Below are 25,487 nucleotides of genomic sequence, written 5' to 3' on the forward strand. Positions count from 1 at the left end.
AACTCAGCGGGATATCCTCTTCGTCCCATGTGGCACTCCAATGCTCGGGACACCAGAATCCACGAAATCCAAACTCCTCGGAACTCAGGACGGACCACCTCCATCAAACCCAGGGCGCTTCAGTTCGGCGATGTCGGTGACCCACGGGTGGTTCGGGCCATTGCGCGTAAAGTCGCGTTCGATGAGGTAGCAGGCGATGTTGTCGGGCTTGATCCGTCTCCATTTTCAGCAGCCATGACCCCCTGCACCTCCGCGCGCTGCATGGGCAGGTGGACCTGGTGAAAACCGACCTTGACCCCGCGGCCCAGTGTGAGCTCGGCGTGGACCCGTTCGATGCCGTAGGTCCCGTTAGACTCGGCGTGGGTCTGGGTGATGAGGTTGGTGAGCACTGCGTGTCGGATCGCACGCTCTGGCTGTGGCCAACGCTGTTGCTTATAGAAGCCGGATTCGGAGCCCCCGAGGAGCCGGCAGGCGCCCTGGACGGGGAGGTTGTCCGAGGTGATCACCTCGACCGCCGCGGGCTTTCTTTTGGGGTGGTCTCCTCCTTCAGAGCATCAGACCGCCCTCTGAGTGACCGCGAGCTCGGTCTCACGGTCGCGGAGCCGCTTCTTCGCCGCAGTCGGCTCGGCGTGCTCGGCGGTGGTCAGCCCGGACTGTTCGCCGTGGTCGGATCAGTTCTGGCGGCGCCAGTTGCAGATCGCCTGGTTGCTGATGTCGAGATCGTGCGCGACGCTGGCCGCGATGGGGTCCGCGGCGAGTAGTTAGAGTGCCTTGCGTCTGAACTCAGCTGGATAGCCCGGTCGTCCCATCGGAGCCTCCTGATGTGGGGGCACCAGAATCCTAAAACTTAGACGCCGTAGAACCCGGGGCAGACCAGAGTCTCCATCAACCCAAGGGAGCTTCACCTAGGCGCGGCGCCGATCGTCGTGTACGGTTGCGCATTCTCGAACCGGGCAGGACGAGCTTCAGCTTCGACTCCCAACGGGTGGGTGGGAGGAATCAGATTGCGCGGTGTATTACAGGGCAGGTCGTTGACCGAGGGCAAATTCGACAAGCAGCGCATGCGAGAGGTCCAAGGTGGCACGGTGGTGCGAGCCCAGCGGACGTTCGGCGCGTGCTACTTGAGTCAAGGCCTCGTCGCAACGAATCGAGGCGTCTGGACCGAGGAACTCGCGAACGTCTGCGTTGGTGGTCGCGCGCCCAGCAGCCTCCAGCCATGCAGCGTAGGGGCTGGATTGTGCATGGTGAGACGTCACCTGGTGACCCGGTGAGGTGCCATAGATCCTCCCCGGAGCGAGATCGGCTACCTCAGCCCGCGTTATGGAGCGCCTTACGTCGTCGTCCGGAGATTTCTCCGGGCTGTCGTACGGCAGGTCCTTGAGTCCTGGACTTAGGGACTCCATGGTGTCGAAGTAGAACTGTCGTGCGCTCACCCCCGTTGGGCCATCTGTCAGCTGGTCGGTCATGCTTGAGTTCAAGGGAGTCAGCATTGCCCGTCGATGGGGGTTGTGGCCAAAATGGAAACGATTCCTGAACTCCCTATAATGCAGCACCATTATTGGAGTCAATGGCCTCCATCTTTGGAGGGTCTCCATGTCGCTTAGAGTGGTGTCAAGCCAGCGCGAATGTTCATCCGAGTCAATGCGTCGCTTGTATCTATTTATTCTATCTTCAATGCTCGAGTCTTTGAAGTGGGGGCGAAAATTTCCTCCCCCAGCGCCGTGTGCCTGAAATTGAAATGCGTTGAAGGTCTGGTTGTTGAGATAGAGTGGTAAATATACTCCCAGAGAATTTCGTTCCCAGTGCCCCATGCTCCCGGCGTCATCACGAGGGGAGCCCGCTGTCGCCTGGTGACCGTTCAGTTCTAGTCCGTAATGGTCCGCAATGGTAGAGGCTGCGCGGAGGTCGTCCTGCTTGTCTCTCGATGAGGCGAGGCGGAATCGTTTGCGTCTCGTGTCGAATTCTCCCGTGGAGAGGAGGAAGGCCAGTACGGTGCGAGAGTCCAAGCCGCCGCTTAGATCAGCAGAGACTGAGACTCGTTCGTCATCAAGGAGCGTCATGACGCGCGATCGCCATGTTGATAGGTAGTGGGACAAAGCTGACTCGTATGACTCAGCTAAGGGCTGTTCTGCGTGATGGAGCTCTGGACCGTCCGCGCTGAGGGAGATCCTGCTGAAGGACGGCACCAGGCGTATGCCTGAGATGTAAGTTTCAGACGTTGTGATCTGGGAAGTAAATGCTCCGCGTTCGCCGAATGGCCTCAATAGTTCCGGGCGAGTGGAGAGGATGACGCCGTGGCTTCTCAAATGCTCCACCAGCTCGGTCAGCGAGGATGACACGGCCCATCTGTTTCCCGCTTCATAGAGGAACAGGCGTGCTAGTCCACGGGAGTCGGTGCCTACCGTCCATCCTCTCGCTCTCCGTTTCACGAGCACGTAACAGCCGTCGTTGTCGAATGTGACTTCCCGCTGTCGGATACGGCGATACTCTTCCGCTCCTTCGGGGCCGACGATCAAGTCTGTCCCTTGCCAGCAGTATCCCTCGAATTCCACACTAGGTTCTGGTTGGAACGATGAGATTAAGAACATCGATTAGTCTCCGAGATTGAGAAGGAATCGAATCTGCGGTCTGTTGGGGTCCGGCGGCACGGGGCTCTGACGGGTGGGTCGATCCTGAGGTCTACCCTACCTTGCAGAATGGTCGCGGGGCCTTCTCCGCTTCTCAGCGTCGTTTACCACAGAAATCGTGCAGCAGACCATGCTGGAGGTGCGCCCAGGCGATCGATCAACGATCAGAAGTGGCGTGCGTCCCTTTGGGACCTGCTACTTAGGTGAGGAAGCCCCGCAACGGATAGGAGCGCTCAGTAGTCTGTGCGGGTACTGCGCGACGTGCTTTCGAGAGGGTTCCTGAATCGCGTTCGGATCGTGTGGTCTACGGTGAACTTCAACGTTGCGGGTACGAGGAGCTGTGCTGCGCCTTCGGCGCGTCAGCGAAAGTCGTAGAAGCTGGAGTCACCCGAACCGGAGAGGGAGGATTGTGGCATCTGGGGCATAGCGTGCACGCGAGAGGAGCTGATGGACTGGAGGGGTGCCGACGTCATCGATGGATCAGAACTTCGCAGTTCAGAAGCGATAGAGTGTGCTAGGTGGACTTTGACCTTGTCTATAGCTCGATCGTGGCTGCAGACGTTCAGGATCGAAAAGTGGTGGCTAGATTGAAGGAATCTGCTGGGGCTCCCGTGGCAGACGTCGAAGTGCAGACTCGGCAGGCGGCTCCGGGACCGACTGTGGGGGACTACAGCCATCTTCGCTTCAGCCGAGGTTACGTCTATAGCGCCGATCGAGTTGTGTTTCCTTGGGCTGCCCATTGGCGGCGTATTGCCTTCGGCGGGGGCATCTTCCATTGGGACCCGCGGTCCGCGCTTGCCGTCGCTCGCCAGGGCGACTCCGAGGTCCTGGTCTGCGGGCATGTGCTCCACACTGGCTGGCGCACGACGGACATCGCCGAGGTGGCTCGACGCCTGCTGGCATCCTTGACGCAGAGCCGACAGAGTTTCTTGGACGACCTCGAGGACATGTTCGGCCAGTATGTGGTGCTGGACCTCCAGGGCAGCACTATGAGAGCCCAGACCGACGGCTCGGGGGCTCGGGCCATGTTCCACGATGATGAGGCTCGTCTGCTCGGATCGCACATCAATTTGGTCGGAATGGTTGCAGCGGCCCCGCCCAGCCGAATCGCGAAGTGGATCGGGGACACCCAGTCCTTCGACATGCCCGGCCGGTCCACCGAATACGAGGGCATCTGGTTCCTCATGCCGAACACGGAGGTCACCGTCGGCACCGGGGAGATCACTCGGATCGGGCCGCGGCCGTATGACCCGCTCACCGTGGACCAGGCGGTGGACGCGATGCTGCCGCACCTGGAGATCCAGCGGGACCTGCTGCTGGCCGAGGACCGGCAGATCCTGCTGTCCATGAGTGCCGGGGTGGACACCCGCACGTCGCTGGCGGCGTTCCACGGGCACTACGACGCACTGAAGACCTTCACCTATTCGAAGGAGAAGCTGAAGGGCGACGCCACCTCCCGCATGCTGTCCCGGGACGGGCAGCTGGCCGCCCGCATCGCTGAGCGGTTCGACCTCGATCACACGGTCTTCCACCTCGACGAGGAGGAGCCCGCCCCGGAAGCGTTCCGCGCCGTCTTGGAGGAGGCCAGCCCCCGGGCGCATATGCGAAAGCTCGCCTGGGTGTACCACCGCAAGCTCCCGCATGACGCCATCCACATCCGCTCCCAGGTCAACGGCATCGGCAAGTGGCACTACGGGCACCTGATGCACCACGCGGAGGACCACAACTTCAGCGCCGAGCGGATGGCGACACTGACCAAGCACGGCCGCGCACTGCGCCGGACCAAGAAGCCCCGATCGGCCTTCCGCCCCGGCATCGAGGCCTTCCAGGAGTACATCGACTCCACCCAGCTGCGCAGCGTGCCCAACGGCTATCTGCTCAGCGACATCTTCCAGTGGGAGCACCGCACCGCCTACTGGGGCCTGGCGCACCTGGTCGAGTCCGACTTCACCTTCGACACCTACTCCATGTACGGCTCCCGCCGGATGATCCAGCTCATGCTGCACGTGCCGGAGGCCGTCCGCGCGCAGAAGGGGCTCTTCCGCGCCATCATCGAACGCAGCGAACCTCGCCTGGCGCGCTACTACGTCAACGGCAAGAAGTGGCGGGCACCGGATCTGAGCATCCCGGTGGCCGAGTTCCAGCGCGGCGAGAAGACCTACAGCCACAAGAAGGAGCTGCAGAAGGAGAACGCCTCCCTTAAGAAGCAGCTGGAGCAGGCCCAGGCCGAGCTCGCCGAGCTGCGGGCGGCGGGCGGAGCCCAGGACGGCGGCGATGACGACGGCACCGCACAGTGACAACGGCCCCCAGGTCCAGACCGACCGGGAAGGAGAGGCCGCCGAGATTCCGCACCCGCGGCACTTCTCCCCGGAAGTGATGCGCGAGGCAGCAGGCTTCAAACTCTCCAGCTATTCGATCGCCCTGGAGGCGTGGCGGCGGGGACTCACCGTGCGTGCCCTGGATGGAAGCCTGAGACGCTTTCGCATCTCCGACGGAGAACGGACCGTGCGGTTCGACAAATCGCGCCCCTCGCTGACCGCGCGTGAGGCGATCCTCATCGAACAGGACAAGTCCCGGACGAACCGGTGCCTCTCCCGCGCGGGCGTCGCCACGCCCGATTCGGTGACTGTGGATCTCACGGTGGAGACGGACGAGGACGTCGTCGCACGTGCCGAGGCCAAAGGCTACCCGGTGGTGGCGAAGCCCAGCCGCGGCAGCATGGGCCGTGGCGTGTTCACCGGAATCGGCGATGCTGACACGCTGCGTCTGTACCTCGCTGTGCTGCGTTAGGAACTACGGGTCGACTCCATGATTCTGGAACGGCACATCCCCGGGGAGGACTACCGTGTGCTGGTGGTGGGCGACCGTGCCGTCGCGGCCTGCTATCGCGTGCCGGCCAATGTCATCGGCGACGGGACACGCACCATCGATGAGCTCATCGACCAGAAGAACCGGCTGCGAGCCGAGAATCCGTACCTCAAGCCCATCATCCGGGATGCGGAGATCGAGGCGCACATCCGCGATGCTGGACACACCCGGACGAGCGTGCTGCCGGAGGGCGACCAGCTCCTGCTGCGCGGCAAGGCCAATGCCAGTGCCGGCGGGGACACCTTCGACGTCACCGACCAGCTGCCGCGCCGTCTGGCGGACCTTGCGGTGCGGGCGGTCCAGGCCGTCCCGGGCCTGGCGCTCGCGGGCGTGGACCTGCGGTGGGCCCCTGGATCGGGTGAGGACGACGGCGATCCCGCCGTCATCGAGCTCAACTCGCGTCCGGAGATCGAGCTCAACATGTACCCCTGGGAGGGCACCGGGCGGGACGTGCCTCGAGAGATCATCGATGCCGTGTTCCCCGACTCCGAGCCTCCGGGGCCGGCGGACGCCCAGCTCCATTGGCCGCTGCGTCCCGTGCTGGACCTGATCGGCGACGGTGTGGCCTCCGAGGTCGAGATCGCGCCGGTGCCTGCCCATCGCTTCGCCCATCGCCGGCGCTTCCGGCTGACCGGCGGGATCACGGTCACCTCCCGGCAGCGGTCCCGGCTGGTCTACGGGGTGAAGAAGCTCGGTGTCGCAGGCTCCCTGACCGCCCGGACCACGGCCGACGGCGAGACGGAGACCGAGATGATCGTCTGCGGTCCGCGCTGGGCGGTGCGGTCCTTCACCGCGCATGCGGGAAAGGCCCTCGGGGTGGACTGGGGGAGCGGGGAGCCATGGAAGGGTCCGGTCACTCCGGGATTCGACCTGCCGTCCCCGACCCCGTGATGAGGCCGAGGGTCTGGTGCCGCCGGTTCAGCAGTGATGTGGGCCACCAACGGCTAAGATCGACAGGAAGCCCTGCGGACGTGCCAGTGAAGGAGCTGAGATGGCGCTCGAAGAGTCCGACTTCCCCTCCCACAACGGCCGGGACCGTATCCACGCGTGGATCTACACCCCCGTCGTCCCACCACGCGGAATCGTCCAGGTGATCCACGGCCTCGGTGAGCACTCCCGCCGCTACCTGCGGCTCATCACGCGCCTCCTCGACGAGGGCTTCATCGTCGCCGCAGACGACCACGCCGGCCATGGCAAGACTGCCATGGAGTCCGGGGTGTGGGCCGACACGGGTCCGGAAGGCGCCGAAGCCGTGGTCGCCGACGAGGCCGCGCTCCGCAGGACCGTCACGGCCCAGTACCCGGACCTGCCCTACTTCGTCTTCGGCCACAGCTGGGGTTCGATCATCGCCCGCGTGCTGACCGCGCGGGACCCTGAGGGGATCTCCGGACTGCTGCTCGGTGGGATCGCCGCCCAGGTGCGTTCGATGGACACCCTGGACCTCGCCGCCGTCGAAGCCGCGATTGCAGACAGCGACGGCTCCCGCCCCGCAGAGGAGTTCCTGCCCGCCCTGTTCGACGGATTCCTCGCACGGTACGAGGACGTCCAGGGCCCCACGGACTGGGTGGCACTGGACCGCGACGTGGTGCGCGATCACGCGCAGGATCCGCTGAACAGATTCGGAGAGCCGCTCTCTCTGCGCTTCCTGCATGACTTCGTCTCGCTGTACCGGGAGTCGAACGACCCCCAGACCCTCTCCAGGATCCCGACCGACCTGCCCGTCCTGATCCTCGCCGGCGACCAGGACCCCGTCACCAACTACGGCGAGGGCGCCTACCATGTGGCCAATGCGCTCGCCGAGTCCGGGAACCGGAAGGTCCGCACCCGCGTCTACAGCGGCTACCGCCACGAGGTGCACAACGAGCCGCCCATCCGTGACGACGTCGCGGGCGAGATCCTCTCGTTCCTGGAGAGCGCCCTCGGGTGATCAGCCTCCGGCCGGTGCCGCTGCGCCGAGACGCTCCATGGCGTCCACGATGCTTGTGGTGACCTCCCGGCCGGTCCCGTAGGCCGGCCACTGGTTCATCGAGAGGTTCGCCCGGGAGTTCAGCTCCGTGATGAACGCGCCCTCGCCGCTGCGCACATCCGGCACCATCAGGTCCAGGCCGACGGCGTGCAGCCCGGGGATCGCCGCGGCCGTCTCCACCGAGAGCCGGGCCAGGTCCTCATGCAGCTCCTCGGTGACGTCCACATTGATGCCGCCGGTCCCCAGGTAGGGTTCCGCGTTCAGCAGCACCACCTGGCTCTCCGCGGGGCTGGCCTCGCGGTCCAGACCCTGGGAGGCCAGCACCGCATCATCGACCACGAGCTTCTTCGACCGCAGATAGGCATGCGAGGAGCGCATGGTGGTCAGCTCCTCGACCAGCCCGGACACGCTGGTGGTCCCATCGCCCACCACATGCGCGGGCACCCGCACGGCGGCGCCGATCAGCTCTCCTTCGACCACGTAGGTGCGCAGGTCGATGCCTTCCACGTGGTCCTCCAGGATCAGCCGGCCGTTGGCGGTCTCCCGCCTCGCCTGGGCCCAGGCGGACCGCAGCTGCTCCTCGGTGGTGATGTTCGTCGTCACCCCGCGCCCGGCGTTTCCATCCGAGGGCTTGAGCACCAGCGGGCGGAAGCCCACGCTCCGCTGATGCTCGAGCGCGGCCGGCAGCTGCCGGACGGTGAGGAACACTCCCTGGGGGATCGGCGCTCCGGCCTGGTCCAGCGCGACCTTGGTCAGTGTCTTCGACAGGCACACGCGCTCTGCCAGGCCGCCGGTCAGCGAGGGGGCGAAACGGTTCAGCCCACCCACCAGCGTGCCGTTCCGAAAGAACATGGCCGTCTTGCCGTGCTCGATGACCTCCATACCGCGGGAGCGCGCGCAGGCCATGATGCCGCCCCGATGTCCCGGCCATTCGGCGAAGGAGTTCATCTCCCGGTATCGGGGGGCGATGTGCCGCTCGATGAAGCGGCGGTGCGGGGCCAGATGAGCGATCGTCAACGGGGTCTCCTCATAGCGGCTCCGGGTGTCCTCTCAGTCCTGGAGCGCGGGTCGAAGGGCGGGGTCAGCCGTTCTCCACGGCGGTGCGCAGGTCGGTCAGGAACTGGTCGATCTCGGGTCTGGTCCAGGGGCCGTCCTCGTAGAGGGCCAGGATCTCGGCGATGTGCTCAGCCGCCTCACGCCACTGCTCGGAGGAGATCAGGCTGAGCTTCTTGAGGTACCAGTTGACCACGTAGCCTTCCAGTCGGGTCTGCCGGTAGTCCTCCAGCAGTCCCTGCTCACGCAGCCAGGCCACGCGGTCCTGCTCCAGAGGCAGGTACTTCGCGAAGTACCGGGGAGAGATGGCATTGACCGCTGACCCGGAGACCTCGCTGTAGTAGGCGTTGACGTCGACGTCCACCGTGCGGATCCGCCGAGCGTGATGGAGCATCTGCTGGGAGAGATAGTTGTCCTGCCCCAGGGCGCCCAGCGGCATCTGCAGGTCCAGCGGCTGCAGCCAGGAGGTGCGGATCACCGCGGCGTGGATGCGCAGGGACCGGAAGCCCCACCGGGCCAGCGAGTCCTCCGGCAGCACCAGGGTCCTGGCGGCGTCGTCATCGGACCCGCCGAACACCTCCCGAAGCTCCTGGTGATGGTCGATGCGCAGCCGTCGGGTGGACCAGCGCAGCACGTTGCCCATCGCCAGGTCCGCCTCCGGGTGGGCGTCGAGCTCCTCCACGAGCCGGGCCAGGCCCCCGCAGACCATCTCGTCGTCGGGATCCAGGTAGGCCACGTACTCGGTGGCCGTCAGCTGGATGCCCAGGTTCCGCGGTCGGGAGGCCGAGCCGGAGCCGCCCGGCGCGAAGTGGTAGGCGGTCACGTTCGGATGCTCTGCGGCCAGCTCGTCCACCGTGGTGACGGTGACCGCATCGGTGGAGCCGTCGTCGATCAGCAGCACCTGCATCTGGGAGAACAGCGCGGACCGTCGCAGGGAGGCGAAGCCCTTGTGCCGCAGGTGGGAGCCGTTGTTGTACACCGGCACGATGACGGTGAGCCGCAGACCCAGCTGCTCGGCACGACGCCGGACCTCGACGGCGACGGCCGACACGTCGTCGTCGCGCTCCCGAGGCTCCGCGCTGCGCGCCAGCACCCCGTCAGCGGGGCCATGCTCGCCGTGGTCGATCGCGTAGACCGCGAATTCCCGGCGGGCGGCGCGCAGCCGCTCCCGGCTAGCCAGCAGGGCAGGCTCCGGACGCCACCAGGCGGTCAGCTCCAGGGCCGCGGAATCGCCGTCGAGGCGCCGATGCGCCCACTGGTCGGCGGACTCCGCCGGGCCGTCGAGCTTGGTGGTCACCGACGCCGACTGATAGGCGAAGGCGGCCAGATGGTCGGCAGCGTACTCTGGGCCGTAGGACCGTCCCGGGGAGACCGGCAGCAGCATGTCCACCGCCCCGGCCCGCGCCGGGGCCTGATCCCAGGCCACCAGCTCCACCGGGCCGATGCTCTGCCGCTGCAGCTGCCGGGCCAGGGCCGGGGTGACCTGCTCTGCGACGGCGAGCACTCGGGGCTCGGCCGGGAGCGCGCTGCGGGCGTCCACCTCGGCGACGCTGGCCAGATCATGAAGACGGTCCACCACGTGGTCCTGAAGGAACGCCGTCCGCAGGCCCGCGGCCTGGATGCGGCGCAGTTCCTCCAGCGGCAGCGTCTCCAGGTGGGAGGCCACATCCTCAGCGGACTGTGCCAGGTGCACATGCGGGTGCTCGGAGTTCAGCCCCTGGTTGTAGGTGGAGAGCACCGCGGTGCCGCAGGCCTGCAGGGTCAGCGCGGTCGGCGAGCACGCCGTCTGGGAGGCCACTGTGGAGTTCAGGGCGATCGCGGCATCTGAGGCCCGCTGCAGTGCGATCAGCTTCTTCGGCCCCACATGGGAGGCCAGGTACGGGGTGAAGCCGCGCGGGTAGGAGAACCGATCGTCGCGGGTGGCCGCCTGCGACCGCGGGTCGAACAGCAGCAGGCGACGGCCGGAACGGATGACCCCTTCCAGTAGCGCGGTGGCATACTCGCGCCGTTGGGGGAAGAGCTTCGCGTGCCAGGTGCCCGCATAGGTGATCAGATCGGCCGATGCCGGCCGGGTGCCGATCGGCGAGTGCAGCAGCGGGTTGACCGCAGGGCGCATCACCTCCACCGTCCTGGCCCGCGGGCAGTCCGCGGCGTAGCGCTCCACCAGCTCCTCGGCGACGGTCAGCACATGGTCGGCCTGTTGGGCGACGTCCACCCAGTCCTCATAGAACCGGGACTCCTGGGTCCCCCAGAACACCACGGGGATGCCGACGCCCCGGAAGGCAGGGATGATGGAGCCGGTGATCCGACGGCGCACATACGTGCCGGGATCGCCCGCGCCCTTCCACGCGTCCCGTCGACCTGCCTGCACCGGGGCCACCACCAGCAGGTCCGGACGCTCCGCCGGAGCGGCGTCGAGCGCGCCCTGCCAGGCGGTGGGCGCCAGGTGGACCAGCTCCGCGGCACCTTCCAGCGTATGGACCAGGTGCCGCTCGGCGATCAGCGCGATGCGCAGGCCCGTTCGCGGCCGGCTGATGCCCTCCTCGCCCTCGGGCAGCGCGGCCAGCACCGGACGCAGCTGCCGCAGCAGCTGGTCCGCGCCCGCCGCCCCATGGGCGAACGGCGTCGACGGGTGCGGCCCGGCCAGGTCGGCGCCGTGGAGGTACTCGGCGGCAGCGAGCCGGCCGGCGTGGACCTGGTCCAGCTGAGAGGAGGCGAGCTCCAGCTGACGCAGCCGGGAGGACAGCTCCGCCGTCGGGGTCGCAGGAACGTCCAGGCTCATCGGGCGATCTCCTTCACATGCTCCTCATCCGACTGCAGGAAGCGGCGGATGTCCGGGTCCTGCCAGTCATGGTCGCCATAGAGCGCGGCCAGCTCACGGACGACGGCGGCCGCCTCCTCGCGCTGGTCCGCCGGGACCTGGTTCAGCTTGCCCAGATACCAGGAACGGAAGAACGGCTCTAGGCGGGTGTCCCGGTAGTCCTGCATCAGGCCGGTCTCCTGCAGCCAGGCGGTCCGGTCCTTCTCCAGGATCAGGTACTTGCGGAAATAGCGCGGCGAGACCACGTTCACGATCGAGGTGTCCACCGCACCGTAGTAGGTGTACACCGCCTTGGGCACCGTCAGGATCGCCGTCGAGTAGTAGAGCATCTGCTGGAAGAAGTAGGTGTCCTGGCCGGTGGCGCCGACCGGCTGCGCCAGGCCCAGTGACTGCAGCCAGGAGGTGCGGGCCACCACGGCCTCGATGGAGACCGGCACGAAGCCCAGCTCTCGCAAGGAGGTTCGGGTGGGCCGCAGCAGCCCGTCACGCTCCTCGATGTGGCGCTCCATGTGGCTCACATAGTGCATGTGCTTGCGGCCGCTGCGCCACCGGATCATGTCCCCGACCGCGAACTCCGCCTCCGGCTGCTCCTCGAGCGCCTCCATGAGCACCGAGTATCCGTCCCGGTACTCCTCGTCATCCGGGTCCAGATAGGTGACGAACTCGGTGAAGCTCAGGGCCAGGCCGGTGTTCCGTGGCCGGGAGGCCGAGCCGGAGCCGCCCGGTGCGTGATGGAACGCGGTGACGTTGGGCCAGGCGGCGGCCAGCTCGTCCACCGTGTCCACCGTGTGCATGTCGGTGGAGCCGTCGTTGACCAGCAGGACGTGCATCGTCTCGAAGCTCCGGCTGCGCCGCAGCGACTGGAACGCCTTGTGCCGCAGATGGTCGGCGTTGTTGTAGATCGGCACCACCACGGCCAGCTTCAGGTCCAGCTCCTCCACCAGGGCCTGGCACTCGGCGGCCTTCTGCTCGAGATCATCGCCCCGGTACAGCGGCGCGTCCCCGGGGGTCGGGGTGGAGACGGTGATCGCGTCCTCGGCGGACCGGTGCCCCAGGTGGTCGATGGCATAGATCTCCGCGGTCTCCGCGTGGCGTCGCAGCGCCTCAGGGGAGGCCAGCTGCTCGGCGGCCGGCCGCCACCAGGAGGACAGCGACAGGTCCGGCAGGTCCGCGGAACCCCGGTGGCGCCGGTGCGCCAGGCGGTCGGTCTGCTCGGCGTCGCCGGCGAGCTTGTGGCTGGCAGCCGTCGCGCTGTAGGCGTAGGAGGCGGCGTGGTCGGCCACATAGGTGGGGGAGTAGCGCCGGTGCGGCGAGACCGGCAGCAGGATGTCGAAGTCCCCTCGCCGCTGCGGCAGCTGGTCCCAGGAAACCAGCTCCACCGCCGAATGCGTCTGATGCTGCAGGTCTCGGGCCAGCTGCGGCGTCGGGTCCTCGGCCACGGCGAGGACCACCTCATGGTCCTGCGGCTCCGGCACTCCGGCCACCCGGCAGATGGCAGCCAGCCGGTTCACGCCGTGATCGTCGCTGAAGACCTTCCGGATGCCGTCTCCCTGGATGCGCCGCAGCTCCTCCAGGGTGAGGGACTCCAGCATCGCGGCCACATCCCGGGTGGAGTTGGCGATGTGGACCTGCGGGTAGTAGGAGTTCACGCCCTGGTTGTAGCTGGAGATCACCATGGTGCCGGTGGCCTGCAGCTCCAGCACCCGGTTGGCGAACATCGTCTGGGAGGCCACCACCGAGTTCAGGTTCACCGCGATGTCCGTGCCGCGCTGCAGCAGCATCAGATCCTCCCGGTCCCGGGCCGGAGCGATGTAGGGGGCGTAGCCGGTGGGGAACGCGTAGCGAGGATCGCCCAGGAACAGGTCCGAGTTACGGTCGAAGATCACCAGCGGCCGGTCTGACAGGGCGATGCCGCTCAGGGCCCACATGCCGTAGCGGCTGCGCTGCGGGTACTTCTCCGGGAGCCAGGACCCGGCGAAGTGGACCAGGTCGCTCACGGCCGGGCGGGATCCGATGGGCGAGTGCACCAGGGGATTCACCGCGAAGGGCAGCACGTCGATGCTCTGCGCCTGTGGGCAGTCCCGCTCATAGTGCGGGATCATCTCCGCGGCCGTGGTGAAGATGTGGTCGGCGGCCTGGGCCAGCCCCACGAAGGAGGAGTAGTTCGGCGGGTCCTCCTTGCCGTAGAACACCACCGGGATCCCCCGCCGACGGTACGCCGGCATGATCTCTTCGACCGTCAGCCGGCGACGGTTCGACTCCGGATTCGACAGGCCCCGCCAGGAGCGTTCGTTGAGCCCGCGCCAGGTGGCCGCGACCAGGAGGATGTCCGGGAGCCGCTCCTGCTGCAGCGGCTCCTCCCAATTCCGGGGAGTGACCGGCACCAGATCAGCCAGGCCCTCGAAGGACTCGAAGAGGAACTTGTCAGAGATGATCGCGATGCGCAGTCCCGTGTGGGGCCGCGAGATGCCCATCTCACCGGCGGGCAGCTGACGCAGCTGCGGCAGCAGAGACTCGAAGAGCTCGCGGGCGTCCCGGACGTCGTGGACGAACGGGGTGGAGACCGGTGCGGTGACCTCCGCTGAGGAGACCGGCTCGAGCAGCGAGGTGCGCGGGCGCAGCCCGGAGCTGACCTCCTCAAACTGCTGGAGACGGCGTCGCACCTGTCCGAGTCGGAACCTGACCGAGTGCGGCGCCCCGCTCACTGGCCCGCATCCGTCCGGGGGCCGGACTGGCGCACGCGCCGCAGCACGGGTTCCGGAGTGACGGTCCGCACCGCCCGCTTCACCGAACGCTGCACCGCCCCCCGGGCCTGCTCGGCGCGGACCAGACGGTCCACCGAGCGGTCCACCTTCTTCAGGGAGGTGCTCAGTGCGGCGAGCGGCTTCTCCAGGGCGGTCAGCCGCTTCTCCAGCGACCCCAGCCGCTGCTCGACGCCGTCGAGACGCCGCTCCAGCTCCTGGAACCGCTTCGGGAAGCCGGACGGGACGCGCTGGGCGTAGTTCCCGGCCCTGCGGATCTCCTTGCGCAACGTGTTCTCCGCCTGGCCCAGCCGCTCGTCGGAGACGGCCGGCGAGCTGGCGATCTTCGAGGCCAGGTTCTTCAGCACCCGCTGGGTCTCGTTCCGGTTGAACGTGTCCAGCTGCTGATACGTCCACTCCAGTTCGCGCAGCAGGGCCCGCTGCTGATCGAGCAGCGCCTCGACCACCTCCGGCATGGGCTCCTCGGCAGGCGCCGACTGGGCGGCGCTCACCTCATCTGCGGTGGTCTCCGTCGTCCCCTCGAGGATCGTCGCCTCATGGTCCGTTGCTGCCCCTGCACTCACGCGTGACTCCTTGTCCGTCCAGTCATCAAAGGTGTGCTGTGTTCTGTGCATGCTGTGCTCAGCGCATGCTCTGCCCCGGAAGCCTCCCCCAGCTTCCGTGCCACTCAGTCTAAACGCCTCCCCAGGCCTCTCCGGGCGGACGGCTGGGGGTTCTCAACTGCTGGAAGGCCGTTCATCGGCCGGTCAGCATCTCCTCCAGCATCGCCGCCGCCACGTCCCGGGGCGGGCCGTAGCCGGGCACCTGATTGATGGAGAAGTTGGCCGAGGTGTTGATCTCGATGACCGTGGCACCCTCCGGAGCGCCCAGATCCGGGACCAGCAGATCCACCCCGGCGGCCCGCAGGTCCGGGAAGGCGTCCACGGCCCGGACCGCCAGATCCAGCAGCTGGGGATGGATCTGATCGGTCACGTCCACGGTGACCCCGCCCTGGGAGACGTTCGCCGTCCCGTTGAGGAAGACCACCTCCCCGGGCGCCGGGACGTCGTCGAGGGCGACGCCGCGACGCCCCAACAGGCCGACGTCCAGGTACGTCGGCCGGGAGGACAGATACCTGTGCACCGTGCGGGCCTGCTCATACTCCTCGGCCAGCGAGGCCACGCTGCGGGTGCCGTCACCGATCACGTGGGCCGGCACCCGCACGGTCGCGGCCACGGCGCGTCGGCCGACCACGAACACCCGGGTGTCGACTCCCTCCACCTGCTGCTCCACGATGATCTGCTTGCGGCTGGACTCCTGTCGGGCCAGCTGCCAGGCGGCCCGCAGCTGCTCCTCGGTACGCACCTCCACGCTGACTCCGCGGCCGGCGTTGCCGTCCACCGGCTTGACGACGACGTCGCCCGCCGACCCTGCCTGCGTCTGGTCGGCCCACCAGGACACCGCGGACTCCAGCCGCTTGGCACCGAAGTGCCGCCCCTGCGGCACCGGCAGACCCGCCCGGGAGAGCAGATCCTTGGTGAGGGCCTTGGACCCGGTGGTGCGCACGGCGGAGTACCCGGCCAGGGTGCTGATCAGCCCCACCGTGCCGCCCACGCAGCGGCCACCGTCGAAGAAGTAGCTGGCCTTGTCCGCGTCCCTGACGGTCAGTCCGCGTCGCACCGCCTCCTGTGTCAGGGCTCGGCGGTGCCCCGGCCAGGAGGGCACCGGGGTGAACTGCAGATGCCGATATGCCAGCTGTGTGCGCACGAAGTCCAGATTCGCATCGCCGGTCCGCTCGGCGGACTCCGGCGGTGCGGGGTGCTCTGGGAGGTCGAGGCTCTCGGCCTGGTCAGTCATCGGTCTCCCCTCCGCGCTGCGCGGGCGGCCGCAAGGTCGTCGAAGAACGCCAGCGCCGCCGGATCGGTCCACTCGTGGTCGCCGTAGAAGGAGAGGATCTCCGCGATCGCCTCCGCAGCCTCCAGCCACTCGTCCTCCGGCACCAGCCGCAGCTTCTTCAGGTACCAGTTGACCGTGTAGCCCTCGAACCGCGTGCGACGGTAGGTCTCCAGCAGGCCGTGCTCCCGGAGCCAGTCCGCCCGAGCCCGGTCCAGCGGCACGTACTTGCGGAAGTACCGCGGAGACACCGAGTTGACCATGGAGCCGGCCACCTCGCTGTAGTAGGCGTTGACCGGCACGTCCACCGTGCGGATCCGGCGGGCGCGGTGCATCATCTGCTGGGCCAGGAAGTTGTCCTGTCCGGCCGCGCCCTGGGGCTGCACCGGCTGCAGCCCCTGCAGCCAGGCGGTGCGCACCACGGCGGAATGGATCCGCAGCGAACGGAAGCCCCACAGCTCGTGGGGGTTCTGAGGCAGCACCACGGTGCCGTGACCGTCGAAATGTTCGGCGAAGATCTCCCGGACCTCCGCATGATGGTCCAGCAGCTGGTGTCGGGTGGACCAGCGGGTGAAGTTCCCCACCACGAAGTCCACCTGCGGATGGGCGTCCAGATCGGCCACGAGCTTCGCCAGCCCGTCGGAGACCATCTCGTCGTCGGGATCCAGGAACGCCAGGTGCTCGGTGGCGGCCAGCCGCACTCCCAGGTCACGGGGCCGCGACGCTGAGCCCGAGCCACCGACGGCGAAACGGTACGCCGTCACGTTCGGATGGCGGCGCGCCAGCTCCTCCACGGTCTCCACCGTGGCGCGTCCCCGGGAGCCGTCGTCGATGAGCAGCACATGCATCTGCTCGAAGATCGAGGAGCGGCGCAGCGAGGCGAACGCCTTGTGCCGCAGGTGCTCGCCGTTGTCGAAGACCGGGATCACCACGGTCAGCCGCAGGCCCAGCCGCTCGGCGGTACGTCGCACCTCGGCGGCGACGGCCTCGACGTCGTCGTCACCGGTTCGGCCCCGGAGGCTGACCCGCTCCTCGGCGGGGCGGTGCCCGAAGCCGTCGCTCGCGTACGCCTGCACGCTGCGGGAGATGTGCTCCAGCCGCTCCGCGGAGAGCAGGCGATCCGGTCCGGGACGCCACCAGGCGCTCAGCGTGAGGTCCTCCACCCCCACCCGGTGACGGTGGGAGCCGGTGTCGGCCCGCAGGATCTCCGCCTCCTCGGCCTCCGAGCCTCCGATCGCCAGCTTGGTGGAGACGCAGTCCCGCTGGTGGGAGAACGTGGCCAGATGGTCGGCTGCATAGGTGGCGCCATAGCGTCGGCGCGGGCTGACCGGCAGCAGCATGTCCACCTCGGAGGAGCCCGCCGCGGCGCGCCGGGAAAGCTCCTCCCAGCTCACCAGCTCGACGGCACCGAGCGTCTGACCGGCCAGATCATCGGCCAGGACGTCGGTCGGCTCCTCTGCGACGGCGAGCACACGACGCACGGAAACCTCGCCCGGCGCCTGCGTCGCGGCTCCGGAGGCCCCTGCGACCGCGGCCAGAGCCCACAGCCGGTCGGCGGCATGATGCTCCAGGAACGCGGTGCGGATGCCGTCCCCCTGGGCGCGCCGCAGCTCGGGAAGCGTCAGCACCTCCAGCGCGGCGGCGACGTCTTCCGGGGACTGGGTGATGTGCACGTGCGGATGGGTGGAGTTCACCCCCTGGCTGTAGGTGGACAGCACCAGCGTGCCGGAGGCCTCCAGCTCCAGGATCCGGTCGCTGAACATCGTCTGCGAGGCGACCGCCGAGTTCAGAGCGATCCCCAGTTCGGCGGCCCGGTGCAGCCGAGCCACCAGGTCGCGGGACCTGGTGGTGGTCAGATACGGGGTGCAGTGCGGCGGCCAGGCCGTCTCCCCGGTGCGGGACGGGTCCTCGGAACGCCGGTCCATCAGGGCCAGCGGACGTCCGGAGTCCAGCACACCGTCCAGCAGCCAGGTGGCGTACTGCCGACGCTGCGGGAACAGCCGCTCGTGCCAGGTCCCGAAGAACGGGATCAGATCGGTGGCCGCCGGTCGGCTGCCGATCGGCGAATGGTGCAGCGGGTTCACGCCGAGGGTCAGCAGCCCCACCGACTCCGCCCGCGGGCAGTCCTCGGCGTATCGGTCCAGATGCTCCGCCGTAGTGGTCAACACATGGTCCGCTTCGGCGGCCACGCGCCGCCACTGCGGATAGAAGCGGGGCACCTGCGTGCCCCAGAAGACCACCGGGACGCCCAGGGCCCGCACATGCGGCAGGATCTGCCCCACCAGCAGCTCCCGCTGGGCGGAGGAGGCGTCCTCCAGCTCGGCCCACCCGCCGTCGGGCCCGGACACCACCGGGGTGATGAGCATCAGATCCGGAACGCCGGACTCCTCCAGCTGGGTGCGCCAGTGGTGCGGCGTCAGCGGGGTCAGCTCGGCCAGCCCGGAGAACGTGCGCAGCAGCGGCTCGTCACAGATGACCGCGACCTGCAGGCCGGTGGGTCCGGCGGCGATGCCGTGCTCGCCGGCCGGCAGCTCCTCCAGCACCGGCGTCAGCTGGTCGATGAGCTCCCCGACGTCCTTGGCGTCCCGGGCGAAGGGGCTCGAAGGGTGCGGAGCTCCTTGACGCAGCAGCGTGCGGCGCAGGGACCGCTGCGAACCGCCGCCGGCGACCAGGGCGTCCACGGCCCGCAGTCCGGCGTCCAGCTCCTCGATCCGGGAGGCGAACTCTCCGGTGGGCGGACGGGTCATCGAACGTTCTCCTCACCGGTCCGCAGTGCGTCGTAGAAGGCCAGGATCTCAGGACGGTCGCCGTCATAGCCCCCGTAGAGGTCCACGATCCAGGCCAGCGTCTGAGCGGCCTCCAGCCACTGATCGGCGGGGACCCCTGCCAGCTTCTTCAGATACCAAGTGACCAGATAGTCCTCCAGGCGGGTCCGCCGATACGCCTCGAGGAGCCCCACGGACCGCAGCCACTCGCACCGGTCCCGTTCCAACGTCACATACCGGTGGAACAGCCGGGCGCTGACCGTGTTGACCGTGGAGTCGCTGACCTCGCTGTAGTAGGTGTGCACTTTGGCGCGCACCGGTCGGATGCGTCGGGCGTAGTGCAGCATCTGCTGCGAGAAGTAGGAGTCCTGGCCCACGCCGCCCACGGGCTGTCGGATGCCCAGGGCCCGCAGCCAGTCGGTGCGGGCGATCATCGCCTGGATGCTGAACGGGATGAACGCGGTGCGGGTCAGCACGTCGTCGTCGCTGAGGAGGTTTCCAAGCTCGTCCTCCTCCATGCCTTTGGCCAGGCTGCTGAGGAACTTCACCGTCTTCACGTTCTTCTGGCGCCGCCGGGTGGGGGTGTTCCGCCACAGCGTCATGTGACCCAGGGCGAAGTCGACCTCCGGGTGATCCACGATCTCCTCGTAGAGCCTGGTGTAGCCGGACTCCACGGCCTCGTTGTCGGGATCCAGGTAGGTGATGAACTCGGTGGCGGCCAGCTGGAGGCCCGTGTTCCGTGGGCGGGAGGCGGAACCCGAGCCGCCCCGGGGGTGGTGGAAGGCGGAGACGTTCGGATAAGTGTGCGCCAGGTCCTCCACCGTGTCCGTGGTGGCGGCATCGGTGGAGCCGTCGTCGATCAGCAGCACATGCATGGTGTCGAAGATCGTGGAGCGGCGCAGGGAGGCGAAGCACTTGTGCCGCAGATGGTCCCCGTTGTTGAACACCGGCACCACCACGGTGAGCGTCAGCCCGTACTGCTGGGCCACGGTGCGGAACTCCCGGCGGGCGCCGTCGAGGTCGTCGCCGAGGACCGGGTCCGGTGCGGGACGGCGCGGGGTCAGGATGCGCCGGGCCAACGGTCCGTGCGCGGAGTGGCCCAGCTGGGCGGGGTCGGCGTTGGAGTACACCAGGTCGTCCTGGATGTCCTTCAGCGCCTGGGCCACGCCCGAGAGCTCCCCGGTGTTCGGCGAGATCGTCACCGCGCGGTTCGCGGGGTGATGGTTCAGGTGGTCCACCGCGTAGACCCTCGCCTCGCGCGCCCGGGAGGCCAGAGCGCCGGGGGAGTCGACGCCGTCGACGCTCGGGCGCCACCAGGCCGTGAGCTCCAGTCGCCGGATCCCGCTGTGGTGGCGGTGGGCGTCGTCGTCGGTCTCAGCCGCGGTGCCCTCCAGCTTGGTGGTGATCCCCGCCGACTGGTAGGCGAAGGCCGCCGCATGGTCGGCGGCGTATCGGGGGGTGTAATGCCGATCCGGGGTGACCGGCAGCAGGATGTCGTAGTCGCCGTCGTGCTGGGCCAGGCGGTCCCAGGTGGTCAGCGGGATCTCGGAGTGCGTCTGCTCGGCCATCTCCCGCGCCAGCGCCTCGGTGGGCCGGTCCGTGACCGCCAGGATGCGCTCGCTGTCCTGCGGCGGCCTGACCCCGGCAGCCCGGGCGATGGCGGCCAGCCGGTTGATGGCGTGGTCGTCCAGGAACACTTTCCGGATGCCGTCACCCTGGACGCGCCGCAGCTCCTCCAGGGTGATGGAGTTCAGCATCGCGGCGACGTCGTCGGCAGAGTTGGCGATGTGCACCTGCGGATAGAAAGAGTTCACACCCTGGTTGTAGGTGGAGATCACCATCGTCCCGGAGGCCTGCAGCTCCAGGACCCGGTTGGCGAACATCGACTGGGAAGCGACCACCGAGTTCAGATTGACCGCCACATCGGTGACCCGCTGCAGCTCCATGAGATCCTCGAGGGGCTGGGCCGGCGCGATGTAGGGGGCGTAGCCGCGGGGGTAGCTGTAGCGACGGTCGTAGGGGCTGGGCTCGAAGGCGGAGTGCCGGTCGATGATCACCAGCGGGTAGCCGGACTGGATGACGCCGTTGAGTGCCCAGGACCCGTAGGTGGTGCGCTGCGGGTACTTCTCCGGCAGCCAGGACCCGGCGAAGTGGATCAGCTCTCCGGCGGCCGGACGGGAGCCGATGGGGGTGTGCACCAGGGGGTTCACCCCGAAGGGCAGCACCCCGATGCTCTGCGCGTCGGGGCAGTCCCGCTCATACTGGGGGACCATCTCCTCCGCGGTGGTGAGGATGTGGTCGGCGGCCTGGGCCAGGGAGAGGAACAGCTCGTAGTTCGGCGGGTCCTCCTTGCCGTAGTAGACCACCGGGACGCCGTGCTCGCGGAAGGTCCGCATGATGACGTCGGTCAGCTGCCGACGTCGCCAGGAGCCGGGCCGGGCGTTGCCGATCCAGGACTTGCCGTCCACGCCCTTCCATGTGGCCGCGACCAGCAGGAGGTCGGGACGGTTCTCCTGCGTGAGGTGGGCCCGCCAGTCCTTCGGCTTCAGCGGCAGCAGGTCCACCAGCCCGTCCATGGACTGGTAGAAGAAGCTGTCACAGACCACGGCGATGCGCAGCCGACTGTGGGGTCGGGAGATGCCCATCTCCCCGGCAGGCAGCGCCTCCATGGCGGGCCGGATGCTCTCCAGGAGCTCCTCCGCGTTGAGCGCGCCGTGGGTGAACGGGGTGGCGCGCAGAGGGGAGAGCTGGCGGAAGCGGGAGTCTTGGAGCAGATCCTCCAAGGGGGCCGCCGCGGCCGCCGGTTCGGAGCTGAGCGTGTCGAAGAGCTCCAGCCCCTGCTCGAGCTGAGCGATGCGGTACTGGAGGGTGTTCGGCTCCGACGTCATCGGCCGGCGCCTCCGGCGAGGCGCTTGAGACGGTCCTTCACGGGGCGGGGCAGGCGGCGGGCCGCGGCACGGGCCGCGCGCTTGGGGTCGGTGGCGGCCACGACGACGGCGCGCCGGGCGCTGCGGGTGATCCGGGAGGACAGCTCCGGGGTGTTCCGGCGCAGATACTTCACGTCCCGGGTGAGCTTCTCCACGTCCTTGGAGAGCCGCTCGACCTTCTTGGTGAGCTGGCGGTCGGCCATCTTCTCATCGATGCTGCGGGACAGGTCCTTCAGCACGCCCTCGACCTCCAGGCGGTGGAAGGTGTCCAGCTGCTTATAGGCCCACTGCAGCTCGCGCAGCAGGGCCCGGTGCTGCTCGAGGAGCTGCACCACCAAGGGGTCCAGCTGGTCGCCCGAAGTCGGAGGGGTCAGCTCCGGCACGGGCTTCAGCTCCTGTGTGCGCTCATTCGGGGGTTCCGTGACCGTTCCCGTCATAGCTGCTGGACTCCTCATGGTCGGCCTCTGCGGCGACGGAGCGCATCCTTGCTGCGTCCCGTCCGGGAAGCGTCCGTCCATCCGCATGCGTGATTCTGCGACCGGGGCCGGCCCCTGAGCCGGCCACAGTCGCTGTCAGTCTACAAACCCGCCCACCGCGCCGGTAGGCGAGGGGCCGGGGCAGGACCGTCGTGATGCCTGCGAGGAGAGTCTAACGCGCGTCGGTGACAGGGCCGGCCCGCCGGAGAGGCCTCACCACCAGGACCGCCCCGCCGTCAGCTCAGCAGCACGGCGTCGGCCCGGGGTCCGCTGCGCGAGGAGAGGAGCAGGCAGGCGAGCAGCGCGAGCTCGGCGGGTCGGCCGGAGACCTCCGCCCGCAACGTGGCCTCCTCGCGGTCGACCTGGGCCGCGTCGCACCGGCAGCCGACGACGGCGGCGCGGTCCTCCAGCCGTTGAGCGGCCTCTTCGGGTGCCGGGACCCCGAGGGCCACCAGCTGCCGGGTCTGCTCGATCTGTCCTGCTTCCGTGCCGGCGTCCCTGTCGACGAGTCCGGCACGGTCCAGCTCCTGGCCGACGAGCGTGCGGGCCAGGGACAGCGCATCGCGGTACCCGCCGGCGCTGAACGTGCTCAGCGGCCGCGGCGGCGCGATGTCCTCGACCACCACGGTCTGCTGTGCCCCCAGTGGAGCCTCCGGGTCGCTGACGGCGAGTCGGACCTGGGCCAGCGACACACCGGGGACCTCGGCGAAGGCCCGCAGCGCCATCCCGCGCAGCCCGGGGGAGAGCCGCTCCACGGGGATGACGGTGCCGCCGTCGGGTCCCGATTCCACCGCGGCCAACACGGCCCTCTCCGTGGTGAGCAGATCCACGCGTCGACCGGGTCGGCAGGAGGAGACGATCACGGAGCGTCGTCCCTCCTCGGCCCTCACGCGTGCGGCGGCGGCCAAGGCGGCCGCATCCTCGGCGACGGCGTCGTCCGCGCTGCCGCGCGCCCCGATCGCCACCGGCCAGCCGAGGGTCTCGGCGAACTCGGTCATCAGCTCGACGGCACCGACGCGGAACCGGCGCCACTGCGGCGTCGGCACCCCGCGGGCCTCCAGCACCGGCCACAGCACTGCACGATCCCGGGTCATCGACCCGCCGCCGAAGGTGGCGCCCACCGACCGCATGTGGGTGAAGGGGACCGAGGGCACATGGGGGCCCGGACGGGTGCCGCGGGGCGACGCGGCCAGAGAGCCCCCGGGCAGCGCTCGGGTGCTCAGCCCGGCCTCCAGCAGGGCGGTGTGGACCAGCCAGGTGTCCTCCTCGTGACCGCGCAGCGCGCCGCGGGCGGCCTCCTCCGGCAGCGGCTCGGCAGTGGAGACCGACGGGGCGCCGTCGGGCAGCACGGCGAAGCCGCTCTCCGCCGGGGTCGGGCAGGGGCGTGACTCGATGGTGCGCACGGTCGAGCGCGCCGACCCCTCATAGGCCAACGACAGGAAGACGCCCACATGCTCGGCCGGGCCCGCGACCACGGCCCGCGCCGTGCGCTCGTCGAGGCGACGATACGTGCCGCGCAGTCCCATCGCACGGGCCTGGTCGGTGAACCACTCGGCGTGCTCGCGTCGCGGCAGCCGTCCGGTGATGGTCATCTCCACGCTGAGGGTGTCGGCCTTCTCGGCTTTCTCGGTCTTTTCGGCCTCGTCGCTCTCCGGCGTGCTCAGCCGCAGGCCCGCCGCCGCGGCGGCCCGCGAGACCATCTGCGCGGCGAGCGGGAGAGGCGGGCCGTAGACGGGATACTCATGGGAGTCGATGGCCGGCACCGAGTTGATCTCGCAGATCGCGGCCCGCTGCTGGTCCACGGGTCGGGAGATGTCTTCGATGAGGAAGTCCACTCCGGCCGACCCGAGGCCCGGGATCTGGGCAACCGCCCGGCAGGCGGCATCGATCAGGGACGGGTGCATGTCCTGGAGGACCTGCTCATGCTCTCCGCCCTGGTGCGTGTTCGAGCCGTAGGAGTACTCCACCCGGACGCCCGGCTCCAGGACCGTGTCGAGGGCGGCGCCCTGCCGGGCCAGCAGCCGCTCCAACGGCTCACCCCGGGGGATGGGTCGCCCGATGAGATGCGGGTTCATCTCGCGCAGGCGCTGGCGGGCGTCGATGAGCTCCTCCACTGTGTGCCCACCGTCGCCGACGACGGCGCCGCGTCGGCTGATCAGCGCGGAGACGGCCACCCCTTCCAGCACGATCACCCGGTAGGCCTCGGCCTCGATGTGCTCCTCCACCAGGACTTCCCGGGCCCCGCGAGCCGCATCAACGGCCGCGCGGAATGCCCAGCGCAGCTCCTCGGCATCGCGGATGCCGGTCACCACGCCCCGGCCTTCAGCCCCCTCGACGGGTTTGCAGACCACCGGCCAGCCGATCTGCTCCGCAAACGCCAACGCGGCCTGCAGTCCGGTCCGGGAGAAGCGTCGGCCCCGCGGGGTCGGCACACCGGCCTGCTCGAGGAGCAGCCGGGTGGACTGCTTGTTCCGCGCCACCGGCGCCGCCGGGTTCGAGTTCAGCACCGAGCCGGTCCGCGAGAACGCCATGCGCCGGCCGGCCGGGTCGGCGGCGGTGAAGGTGAGGGCGCCGCTGCGCAGCGTGGTGAGTCCGTGCCGGAGGCATTCGCGCTCCAGCAGGACGGTGCTCAGCGGCCGCTTCCCGAAGGGGGCCATGTGCGCAGCGATCTCGTAGACATGGGGTTCCGTCACGTCGCCATCATGGGGCCGGATCCTGGGTGGTCGCTGGAGGTCCGCTGACCGTGCGATGCATGCTGCGGCACGACGTGGCCGCCCGTCCTGATCAGTGGCTGTGAGCCGCCTCTCCACGCGGTGCGGCGGCGACGCGGCGGGCCTCGGCTCTGATATGAATGATGCTGTCGATTCCGGACGAACCATGGAGAGTGGGACAGGTGATGATGATCGGTCGGCGACTGCGCCGGATGCGCCTGCTGCTCGCGGTGTTCGCGGCCACGGCGGTGGTGTCCCTCGGGGGCGTCGTCGCGATCCTGCTGGGCCAGGACACGGTGGGGCTGGTCGTGCTGCTGCTGGCCACTCAGGGGCTCATCGCCGGCTGTGCCGCGGTGATCCACCGGGCCGTCCTGCGCACCAGGACCCGTTCTGACGAGGGACGGGTCGGCGAACCGCGTCCGGAGATCTCCCCGGAGGACGTCATCGCCGGCGTGCGGGAGGAGCTCGAGGCCCACGGGGCCAATGAACAGCGCCTGGCGAAGCTGCTGCAGCAGCAGGAGGCCGCCCAGGCCCAGATGCGCCGCCGGCTGTTCGACGAGTCCTTCCCCGGCGGCGCCGGCGGTTCCACCGGAGCGACCGACGTCTCGGCCGCCCCGCGGACTCCCGAGCAGGGCTGAG

The 25,487-nt window shown here is 68.7% G+C and carries 16 protein-coding genes; 6 read left to right on the forward strand and 10 right to left on the reverse strand.

What is annotated here, in order from left to right:
• Positions 1-278 precede the first annotated feature (278 nt).
• Positions 279-761, forward strand: coding sequence for a hypothetical protein (locus tag ABD658_RS13690; protein ID WP_344744806.1), 483 nt, complete (start codon positions 279-281; stop codon positions 759-761).
• 255 nt (positions 762-1,016) lie between these two features.
• On the opposite strand, the gene ABD658_RS15360 is transcribed toward ABD658_RS13690, so the two are convergent.
• The gene (locus tag ABD658_RS15360) at positions 1,017-2,588 is read right to left on the reverse strand and encodes an asparagine synthase-related protein (RefSeq protein ID WP_425574513.1); all 1,572 of its coding nucleotides are present in this window, start codon (positions 2,586-2,588) and stop codon (positions 1,017-1,019) included.
• A 758-nt stretch (positions 2,589-3,346) separates the two neighbouring features.
• On the opposite strand from ABD658_RS15360, the gene ABD658_RS13695 reads away from it, so the two are divergent.
• The 4 genes from ABD658_RS13695 (at position 3,347) to ABD658_RS13710 (ending at position 7,422) form a co-directional block, all read left to right on the forward strand.
• Positions 3,347-4,924: a hypothetical protein gene (locus ABD658_RS13695; protein ID WP_344683272.1), complete on the forward strand. Its 1,578-nt coding sequence runs from the start codon at positions 3,347-3,349 to the stop codon at positions 4,922-4,924.
• Positions 4,902-5,417, forward strand: a complete 516-nt coding sequence (locus ABD658_RS13700; RefSeq protein WP_344683270.1) for an ATP-binding protein — start codon at positions 4,902-4,904, stop codon at positions 5,415-5,417. Before ABD658_RS13695 ends, ABD658_RS13700 begins: the two co-directional genes overlap by 23 nt.
• Positions 5,418-5,435: 18 nt before the next feature.
• Positions 5,436-6,386 carry a hypothetical protein gene (locus ABD658_RS13705; RefSeq protein WP_344683268.1) on the forward strand — a complete coding sequence of 317 codons (951 nt, stop codon included), beginning with the start codon at positions 5,436-5,438 and terminating at the stop codon, positions 6,384-6,386.
• Positions 6,387-6,486: 100 nt separating this feature from the next.
• Positions 6,487-7,422 (forward strand): alpha/beta fold hydrolase, encoded by a 936-nt coding sequence (locus ABD658_RS13710; protein ID WP_344683266.1) that lies wholly within the window; start codon positions 6,487-6,489, stop codon positions 7,420-7,422.
• On the opposite strand, the gene ABD658_RS13715 is transcribed toward ABD658_RS13710, so the two are convergent.
• The 9 genes from ABD658_RS13715 to ABD658_RS13755 all read right to left on the reverse strand — a co-directional run bounded on the left by ABD658_RS13715 (position 7,423) and on the right by ABD658_RS13755 (position 24,830).
• The gene (locus ABD658_RS13715; protein WP_344683264.1) at positions 7,423-8,478 is read right to left on the reverse strand and encodes a hypothetical protein; all 1,056 of its coding nucleotides are present in this window, start codon (positions 8,476-8,478) and stop codon (positions 7,423-7,425) included. It abuts the gene before it with no gap.
• Positions 8,479-8,542: 64 nt separating this feature from the next.
• Positions 8,543-11,296 (reverse strand): glycosyltransferase, encoded by a 2,754-nt coding sequence (locus ABD658_RS13720; RefSeq protein WP_344683262.1) that lies wholly within the window; start codon positions 11,294-11,296, stop codon positions 8,543-8,545.
• Positions 11,293-13,998, reverse strand: coding sequence for a glycosyltransferase (locus ABD658_RS13725; RefSeq protein ID WP_344683260.1), 2,706 nt, complete (start codon positions 13,996-13,998; stop codon positions 11,293-11,295). The genes ABD658_RS13720 and ABD658_RS13725 overlap by 4 nt, the downstream gene beginning before the upstream one ends.
• Before the next feature lie 38 nt (positions 13,999-14,036).
• Positions 14,037-14,660, reverse strand: a complete 624-nt coding sequence (locus tag ABD658_RS13730) for a hypothetical protein (RefSeq protein WP_344683258.1) — start codon at positions 14,658-14,660, stop codon at positions 14,037-14,039.
• A 172-nt stretch (positions 14,661-14,832) separates the two neighbouring features.
• Positions 14,833-15,933: an ATP-grasp domain-containing protein gene (locus ABD658_RS13735; RefSeq protein WP_344683256.1), complete on the reverse strand. Its 1,101-nt coding sequence runs from the start codon at positions 15,931-15,933 to the stop codon at positions 14,833-14,835.
• Complete coding sequence (locus ABD658_RS13740) at positions 15,930-18,716, reverse strand: glycosyltransferase (protein WP_344683254.1); 2,787 nt, start codon at positions 18,714-18,716, stop codon at positions 15,930-15,932. Before ABD658_RS13740 ends, ABD658_RS13735 begins: the two co-directional genes overlap by 4 nt.
• The gene (locus ABD658_RS13745) at positions 18,713-21,622 is read right to left on the reverse strand and encodes a glycosyltransferase (protein WP_344744811.1); all 2,910 of its coding nucleotides are present in this window, start codon (positions 21,620-21,622) and stop codon (positions 18,713-18,715) included. The genes ABD658_RS13740 and ABD658_RS13745 overlap by 4 nt, the downstream gene beginning before the upstream one ends.
• Positions 21,619-22,098 carry a hypothetical protein gene (locus ABD658_RS13750; RefSeq protein WP_344683248.1) on the reverse strand — a complete coding sequence of 160 codons (480 nt, stop codon included), beginning with the start codon at positions 22,096-22,098 and terminating at the stop codon, positions 21,619-21,621. Before ABD658_RS13750 ends, ABD658_RS13745 begins: the two co-directional genes overlap by 4 nt.
• A gap of 275 nt (positions 22,099-22,373) precedes the next feature.
• Positions 22,374-24,830, reverse strand: a complete 2,457-nt coding sequence (locus ABD658_RS13755; RefSeq protein ID WP_344683245.1) for an ATP-binding protein — start codon at positions 24,828-24,830, stop codon at positions 22,374-22,376.
• A gap of 200 nt (positions 24,831-25,030) precedes the next feature.
• Between ABD658_RS13755 and ABD658_RS13760 the strand changes: the two genes are divergently transcribed.
• Entirely contained in the window at positions 25,031-25,486 is a 456-nt protein-coding gene (locus ABD658_RS13760) for a hypothetical protein (protein ID WP_344683243.1), read from the forward strand.
• Position 25,487: the final 1 nt, after the last annotated feature.

Source organism: Nesterenkonia aethiopica (assembly GCF_039534665.1).
Lineage (GTDB): Bacteria > Actinomycetota > Actinomycetes > Actinomycetales > Micrococcaceae > Nesterenkonia > Nesterenkonia aethiopica.